This window comes from Paenisporosarcina quisquiliarum, from assembly GCF_027563315.1.
In the GTDB taxonomy this organism is placed as follows: Bacteria; Bacillota; Bacilli; order Bacillales_A; family Planococcaceae; genus Paenisporosarcina; species Paenisporosarcina quisquiliarum.
Genome location: NZ_JAMKBJ010000012.1, coordinates 80,292 through 88,725, shown reverse-complemented (window position 1 = coordinate 88,725; position 8,434 = coordinate 80,292). Strand labels below are relative to the sequence as shown.

Here is an 8,434-nt window from a genome sequence, read left to right as displayed (position 1 = left end):
ACTACGGCAATTTTCTTATTAGGCATTTTCTTTCCCCTCCTATTCGATTTAAACATCCGCTCACAAGTTTGGTTATATTGTAACTCGCTTACTTTATGGTGTCTAAAACTTTAAGGGGGCTTAAGAGGTGACGTAGGAAAAATTGGCGTTCACGTAGGAATTATCGGCGGTGACGTAGGAAAATTCGAGGTTCACGTAGGAATTATCGACGTTCACTTTGTAAATGCATCTTTTGGCATGTGCTTGATATCGTGAAAAGTCGTGTCTATATCAAGAAAAGTGAAGTACATACCAAGAAAAGTGAGACTTAAATCGAGAAAAGTTCTTTTTGAAAGCTGAATTGGTGCCAGTTGGCTGACCAACTGGCACGTTTCTGTGGGGTTTCTCTTCAACTAAAAAAGCCATTTCACTGTTCCTCCAGTGAAATGGCTTTCGTTATTAGAATTACATTTTTTCCGGTGCGCTTACGCCGATTAGACGAAGTGCATTGGCGAGTGTTGTGCGGACAGCTGTGATTAACGCAAGACGTGCACGTGTCATGTCTTCGTTTGAAGTGTCCAATACTTTTTCTGCGTTGTAGAAGCTATGGAATGCTGCTGCAAGTTCCTGGATGTACGTCGCCACACGGTGTGGTGAGCGGATTTTGGCTGCATCGGCCACGACTTGTGGGAAGTCACCCATTTTCTTCAGAACATCGATTTCTTTTTCAGCTTGCAGTAAGTTTAATTGCGCGTCTGACGTACTAAATCCTTGCTCTTCAGCTGAACGTAGGATCGAGCTGATACGCGCGTGTCCATACTGTGCGTAGTACACAGGGTTTTCGTTGGATTGAGAAACTGCTAAATCCAAGTCGAAGTCCATATGTGAATCTGCTGAACGCATCGCGAAGAAATAACGAACGGCATCTAAGCCCACTTCTTCAACTAGTTCACGCATTGTAACGGCTTTACCGGTACGTTTGCTCATCTTCATTTTTTCGCCGTCTTTGTACAATTGAACCATTTGAATAATGCCAACTTCAAGTGTCTCGCGATCATACCCAAGTGCTTGGATAGCCGCTTTCATACGTGGGATGTAACCATGGTGGTCCGCTCCCCAGATGTTGATTAATTTATCAAAACCGCGTGCAATTTTGTCTTCGTGGTAAGCAATGTCAGGCATTAAGTACGTAAATGAACCGTCATTTTTAATGAGTACGCGGTCTTTGTCGTCGCCAAATGTCGTCGAACGGAACCAAGTCGCGCCTTCTTCTTCAAATACGTGACCGTTTGCACGCAATTTATCCAAAGCGACTTCAATCTTGCCATTTTCGTATAAAGAAGTTTCTGAATACCACTCGTCAAACTTAACACGGAAATCCGCTAAATCTTGTTGTAGCTTCGCAAGTTCCACTTTAAGTCCATGTGAACGGAAGAATGCAAAACGCTCTTCATCCGTTTTCTGAAGCAATGCGTCTCCATGTTCAGTTGCCATGTCTTTAGCGATATCAATAATGTCCTGACCGTGATAGCCATCTGCAGGCATTTCCGTATCTTGACCCAATGCTTGCTTATAGCGAGCTTCTAAAGAATACGCCAAGTTGTTGATTTGGTTACCCGCATCATTGATATAGTACTCACGTGACACGTCGTACCCTGCGTAATCCAATACGTTACATAAAGAATCACCGACAGATGCGCCACGGGCATGACCTAAATGCAAATCACCCGTTGGATTTGCTGAAACGAATTCCACTTGAATTTTTTCACCAGCGCCAGCGTTCGAACGGCCATAGTCAGCACCTTGTTCCAAGACAGCTTTCACAACGTCTGCCAAATAATCTTTGCGGGTTGAGATGTTAATGAATCCTGGACCGGCAATTTCGATTTTCTCGATGACTGTACCAGTCGTATCAAGGTTTTCCAAGATTGCTTCCGCAATCGCACGTGGTGGTTTTTTTGCAAGCTTCGTCAGCTGCATCGCAATGTTTGTTGCATAATCACCGTTTGCTTTGTCGCGAGGAGATTCCAAATGGATGCCTGGCATTCCTTCCGAATCAGTTAATTCGGCTTTTAATATAGCTTTCTGTAACGCTTCTTTAATGGATTGTTGAACTTGTTCTACTGCGTTCATTGCGATCCCTCCGTGTAATGAAATTCGAGTGTGTATTCGCCAACGGGATCCCCGTTCACGTGTAAATCATATTGAACGACGAAATGTCCGTCGTGTTCATTTTTTTCATATTTCATTTTTCGTGTATTGGTTGTTACCATCAGCATGCCAAATTCACTTTCATAACTGCCTGTCTGCTCGGCGTCCTTGTAAAAAGGTAGCCGCATATTAATCCCGCCACTCCGCATAACAAGAGCCTGGGTGTCACCCATTTTCACAGTTGTTTTCACATCTTGTTGTTCCTGAACTTCCACATATTTTAAATAAGCCGTCTCGCCTTTTTCAATAAAAGTGCCAGGAGCCCACAATTCATAAATTTCCGGTTCTTCATTCGGTTGCCGGATGGTTGTTTTCAACCTTACTTTCACTTGTGTATTCATGACAAGTCCACCCGCTTCCTTTGAATTTTTGAATAAGAGTTTCTTTCCTACATAGAAAGGCATCACGCTTTTCTATGGATAACCTTATTATTATAAGTGATTTAAGCACCTGATTTCAAATACCGATTTTTTAATTTTTTCTGTTGCCATAACAGCCAAGAGTTTTACCTCTCGAATTTCTAGGTATGTTATACTAAACGCTAGAATTTCACCTTGGAGGAAAAGTCGTGGTTTTTGAATTATTGATTAATTTTTGTATATTATTCACCTTTGCCGTATTGTCGTATTGGCCCTTCCAAGATGCTGTGCGATCTAATTTTCCTTTCCCGAAAACGCATCCATACATAATTGGTTTTATGGCTGGTTTGGCTGGCTTTATATTATTGGAAACTTCTGTACGCCTGTCGGACACGATTCTACTTGATGGCAGACACGTCGTGATTGTGATTTCCGGCATTTTTGGTGGACCCATCGCGCCAATCATCAGTGGATTTATTATAGGTGTGGCACGGATGTTTATGACCGATGAATTTACAACGACCGGTCTTCTTGCCGGATGGAATATTATCATTATGGGCGTAGTGATCGGAGCGTTCAGTTTTAAATATAGGATGAACTTTAAAAATGCGCATCTTTATTTTTATTATGCGACTGCTCAAACTGCCCTGTTAATCATCTATTTAACTTACCCATCAATGGTTGTCTTGTCCCAAGTTCTGTACTTTGTTATTTACTCGGCCTTTTCATTCTTTACCGTGTTATTTATTTTAATCGAACTGAACGAGCATTTTAAGAAAATCCGCCATACGGAATTATTATCAGAGACCGATTATCTAACCGGACTTTATAACAATCGTAAGTTTCATCAGCTAACCGATACTTACATCAATGATTCTACGAAACCTTTCAGCATGATTTCCATTGATATCGATTCTTTCAAAAAGGTGAATGACATTTACGGTCATCCAGCAGGCGATGAAATATTAAAACAGCTCGGAAAGCGTCTGAAAGATCTAGTTTCGGAAAGTGAAGGATACGTTACACGAAATGGCGGAGAACAATTTGCTGTATTCATCGCCAACTCTCCACCCGCAATGGGTCTTTATTTAGGTGAGCGCATTCGCTCGAGCGTGGCAAGTACCCCATTCCTTGTTTCTGATGACCAGGAAGTTTCTATTACGGTATCAGTAGGTGTCAGTTCTTATCCGGACAATGGATCGACCATTCAAGCGCTTTACAGTGCCGCAGATGCAGCGATGTATGAGGCAAAAGCGAATGGACGTAACCGAGTGATTCATTTCACCAATAAAAAAGCGTGATGCTTCTCAGAAATGAGAGCATCACGCTTTTTTGTTTCACGCTTTTATTTTACCCAACCTAAAAGCATTTCACGAATTAGTTTACTAGCCGTGTTAGCTGTTTGTTCAGATGAATCGTAGATTGGTGCCACTTCAACTAAGTCGAAGCCGACAACGTTTACGTCTGAACCAGCAATCGCATGGATAGAAGCTAACAATTCACGGGATGTAATGCCTCCGCAGTCCACTGTTCCAGTACCTGGAGCGTGTGCAGGATCAAGTACATCAATGTCAATCGTCACGTATACCGGGCGACCTGCCAATGTTGGCAATACTTCTTTTAATGGCTCCAACACTTCAAATTTTGAAATGTGCATGCCGTTTTCTTTTGCCCACACGAATTCTTCCTTCATACCTGAACGAATACCGAATGAGTACACATTTTTTGGTCCGATGTGATCGGCAATTTTACGAATTGGTGTGGAGTGAGAAAGCGCTTCTCCTTCGTAAGATTCACGTAAATCAGTATGTGCGTCCATGTGAATGATAGCTAAATCCGGATATTTTGCAGCAACAGCTTTCATGACCGGCCAAGACACTAAGTGCTCGCCACCCATTCCCACTGGTACTTTTCCGTCAGCCAACAATTTCGTCACGAACGTTTCGATTTCGTCCAAACTTTTTTGCGGGTTCCCGAAAGGTAACGGGATATCCCCTGCATCGAAGTAATTTACTTCATCGAGGTCACGGTCCAAATACGGACTGTATTCCTCTAAACCGATTGATACTTCACGGATTCGTTGAGGGCCGAATCTTGAACCTGGACGGTAAGAAACTGTCCAGTCCATTGGCATGCCGTAAATGACAGCTTGTGATTCTTCGTAGTTTGGATGACTTTTAATAAACACATTGCCAGAATAGGCTTCATCAAATCTCATCAATTATTCCCCCGCTAAATCTTTCACGAACTTCGGTAATACGAAAGCCGCTTTATGCAATTCTTTCGTGTAATACTTCGTGTCGATTTCGTGGAAACGTGCATCTTCCACAGTCAAAGGATCATGTTTTTTAGATCCTAGAGTGAAGCACCATAGACCACTTGGGTACGTAGGAATGTTTGCCGTATATAAACGAGTGATTGGGAAAATTTCTTTCACGTCTTTTTGAACTTGCTTGATTAAATCAGGTGTAAACCAAGGGTTGTCCGACTGTGCAACGAAAATTCCGTCTTCTTTTAACGCTTTCGAAATTCCTGCATAGAAGCCTTTTGTGAATAAGTTCACTGCTGGGCCAACAGGTTCTGTAGAGTCTACCATGATTACATCGTATTGGTTTTCAGCTTCAGCAATGTGCATGAAACCGTCGCCTACTTGTACATCGACACGTGGGTTTTCCAATTCTGATGCGATTGTTGGTAAATATTTTTTAGAGTACTCAATTACTTTGCCATCGATGTCTACAAGTGTTGCTTTTTTCACTTGTGGGTGTTTCATGATTTCACGAATAACCCCACCGTCTCCTCCTCCGACAACTAAAACGTTCTCAGGGTTTGGATGTGTGAATAAAGGCACGTGTGCCACCATTTCATGGTATACGAATTCGTCTTTTTCCGAAGTCATTACCATGCCGTCTAGGAATAACATATTGCCCCATTCAGCCGTTTCCGCCATTTCGAGCAATTGGAAATCCGTTTGCTCCGTATGCAAGGTACGGTTCACCTTCATCGTAATGCCAAAATTCTCGGTTTGTTTTTCTGTAAACCAAAATCCAGCCATAATGCATTCTCCTTTACTTACGAGGTTAGTGGATCCGTTCCCGGCATGTAGCGAAAGTGAACGCGGTCTGCCGAAAAACAAATACAGAAAAAGTATAGATGTTTTTGACAAAAGTGCAACTGTTTTTTCTTTTCAGTTGTATTTTGATTTGGTAACAGATCCATTTATCTCGTCTAATATTGATGAACCAATCGATTTAGCATTCGTCATTTTCTCATATACATGCGTTTAATCCTTCCATGACTTTACCATACTACTAAAAAGTATGGATGAACGGAGTGAAGGTAAATGCGACGAGCGGACTTACAAAATAAAAAACGAAAACGCCAAAAGCTTCGATCCGTTATCTGGTACTCCATTGTGGCACTCAGCGCATTGTGTACCGTTCTTTTAGCCTTACGCATTTATGCACAAATTCTTGGTCCACCCTCTCTTGCCGTGTCACAGGCGACCGTATTTTTGGATCGCAACGGGCATTCAATCGGGGACCGTTTCGCAGAGCAACGCCGTTATTGGGTGAAGTTAGAGGAGATGTCTCCTTTCATAAGCGACGCCATTTTGGCCGTGGAAGATCAGGAATTTTATGAACATAACGGATTTGATTACACCCGGATTGCATCGGCTTTATTGAAAGATGTCAAAGCCATGCGAAAAGTGGAAGGCGCCAGTACTATTACTCAGCAGTATGCCCGGAATCTCTATTTAACCCATGACAAAACGTGGACACGTAAAGCGAAAGAAGCTTTGTATGCGTACCGCATGGAAACCTTTTATGAAAAAGAAGAGTTGTTGGAAGGTTATTTGAACACCGTATACTTCGGTCATGGCATGTATGGCGTGGAAGCCGCAAGTCGCTTTTATTTCGGTAAGCCTAGTAAGGACTTGACGCTCGCAGAATCTGCGTTACTTATTTCCATTCCAAAAGGACCGAGCATTTATTCGCCATTGATTAATGAGGAAAATGCCTATGAACGACAAAACATTGTCCTTAGTTTAATGGAATCGCAAGATATGGTGACAAGTGAAGCTGTGCGTCGTGCACGTGATGAGCAAATTGTCCTTAAAAATGAAGAATGGAAAGCTACCAAAACCGTAGCGCCTTACTTCCTGGACGAGGCATGGAGTGAAGCGGAGCGCATTCTGGCTAAAAAAGGACGTGCCATCGCTGAAGGTGGTTGGACTATTGAAACGACGTTGAACACTCAGCATCAAAAAGTGGCGGAAGAAGTAGTCGCTGATTGGATGCCGAATGATAAACTCGAAGTCGGATTTGTCAGCATGGAGCCTGAAACGGGTTATGTAACGGCGTTGATTGGCGGTCGTTCCTACACAGAAAGTCCATTTAATCGGGTAACACAGGCGAAAAGACAGCCTGGATCAACCATTAAACCATTGCTGTATGCAGCCGCCCTGGAAGAAGGATTTTCGCCTTTGACATTCCTTGAAAGTGAACGAACCATTTTCACGTATGACGATGGACGTTCCCAATACGAGCCTAAAAATGTCAACGGTGAGTTTGCGAATCATCCGATTTCCCTGGCTCAGGCGTTAGCTATTTCAGATAATATTTATGCCGTAAAAACGCTTGAAAAAGTCGGCTATAAACCGTTCGAGTCGATTCTGGAGCGCTTAGGTGTGAAAACGACCGTACAGGAAACGCCGTCCATGGCCCTTGGAACTTCCGAGGTATTATTGAAAGACTTAACGGGTGCTTTCAATAAAATAGCCAATGGTGGATTCAATCAGGAATTCCGAACGGTGCTGTCAATCAGAGACAGTCATGGCGAAGTCGTTTTTGAAGTTGACCCGAAAGAACGAGATGAGGAAGACCGGGTCATGTCCGCACAGGATTCCTTTATTTTAACGCATTTGATGACCGGTATGTTTGACCCAGTGTTTAATGATTATGCACCCGCAACCGGCTTATCGATTCGCGGAAAACAAACGCGACCTTATGCCGCCAAATCAGGAACAACGATTTCTGATCAAGTGCTCGTTGGATATACCCCAACGTTAACCACAGGCGTTTGGAATGGGTATGACGCTGGCAAGCAACTCCAGCTCGCAGAAGACAAACAAGCTACGAAAAATATCTGGATTGATTTCATGGAAAGAGTTCATCAAGGCGTACCTGCTGAACCTTTCTTGCCGCCAAAAGGTGTGACAGGCGTCATTGTGGATATTGAGACTGGCGGACTGGCTGTTTCAGCCTGCACGAAGCAACGCTTAATATATGTGAAAAAAGAAGACATCCCGAAACGACTGTGCACCGATCCGAAGTTGCAGAAACAACTGTTGGAAGATGTGAAGTCAAACGAGGATGCCGATAAAGTAATCGAAATGGAAGGCGACGATCCATGGTCCCTGTTCCCGTTCTCATTCTTTAGGAACGACGATTAGGAGTAAGGTTTATTCCATTATGATTCAGGATTATTCTCATTCGAGCGATGTTTGTTCCCGTTCGATACGAGATTATTCCTTTTCACCGACATTACCAACAAAAATACCCCTCGAATGCACTTTTCGAGGGGGCAAATTAAGGTTTGAGTTTTAAGGAGACATTCTTGGTTGTAATAATCGGCGGTCACGTAGGAATTATCGGGGGTGACGTAGGAAAAATTGGCGTTGACGTAGGAATTTTCGACGGTCACGTTGTAATGGCATTTCTTCTTGTTTCGAGAATATAAAAAAGCTTTCTCTTTCACGGAATGACTCATCCGATGAAACAGAAAGCTTTTTTCTTGGTTAGCGCTGACATGAGAAACATGAGGCATTCGGCTTGGGTTTGACACAAATGTCTCACGGCGCTCATGTACAGACACGTTTCCAA

The 8,434-nt window shown here is 43.0% G+C and carries 7 protein-coding genes; 3 read left to right on the top strand and 4 right to left on the bottom strand.

Annotated elements, in window-relative coordinates; all coding sequences use genetic code 11:
- Positions 1 to 444 precede the first annotated feature (444 nt).
- Both argS and M9R32_RS13095 read right to left on the bottom strand, forming a co-directional pair.
- Positions 445 to 2,112, bottom strand: coding sequence for an arginine--tRNA ligase (argS, locus tag M9R32_RS13100; RefSeq protein ID WP_269927187.1), 1,668 nt, complete (start codon positions 2,110 to 2,112; stop codon positions 445 to 447).
- Positions 2,109 to 2,531: a YwiB family protein gene (locus tag M9R32_RS13095; RefSeq protein WP_269927186.1), complete on the bottom strand. Its 423-nt coding sequence runs from the start codon at positions 2,529 to 2,531 to the stop codon at positions 2,109 to 2,111. The genes argS and M9R32_RS13095 overlap by 4 nt, the downstream gene beginning before the upstream one ends.
- A 227-nt stretch (positions 2,532 to 2,758) precedes the next feature.
- On the opposite strand from M9R32_RS13095, the gene M9R32_RS13090 reads away from it, so the two are divergent.
- Entirely contained in the window at positions 2,759 to 3,850 is a 1,092-nt protein-coding gene (locus M9R32_RS13090; protein WP_269927185.1) for a GGDEF domain-containing protein, read from the top strand.
- A gap of 44 nt (positions 3,851 to 3,894) precedes the next feature.
- On the opposite strand, the gene speB is transcribed toward M9R32_RS13090, so the two are convergent.
- Both speB and speE read right to left on the bottom strand, forming a co-directional pair.
- Positions 3,895 to 4,767 carry an agmatinase gene (gene speB / locus M9R32_RS13085; protein WP_269927184.1) on the bottom strand — a complete coding sequence of 291 codons (873 nt, stop codon included), beginning with the start codon at positions 4,765 to 4,767 and terminating at the stop codon, positions 3,895 to 3,897.
- Between the two features lie 3 nt (positions 4,768 to 4,770).
- The gene (gene speE, locus M9R32_RS13080; protein WP_269927183.1) at positions 4,771 to 5,604 is read right to left on the bottom strand and encodes a spermidine synthase; all 834 of its coding nucleotides are present in this window, start codon (positions 5,602 to 5,604) and stop codon (positions 4,771 to 4,773) included.
- A 288-nt stretch (positions 5,605 to 5,892) separates the two neighbouring features.
- Here speE and M9R32_RS13075 point away from each other — a divergent pair, with 288 nt between their 5' ends.
- The gene (locus tag M9R32_RS13075; protein ID WP_269927182.1) at positions 5,893 to 8,004 is read left to right on the top strand and encodes a transglycosylase domain-containing protein; all 2,112 of its coding nucleotides are present in this window, start codon (positions 5,893 to 5,895) and stop codon (positions 8,002 to 8,004) included.
- 164 nt (positions 8,005 to 8,168) lie between these two features.
- Entirely contained in the window at positions 8,169 to 8,291 is a 123-nt protein-coding gene (locus M9R32_RS13070; RefSeq protein ID WP_269927181.1) for a hypothetical protein, read from the top strand.
- Positions 8,292 to 8,434 lie beyond the last annotated feature (143 nt).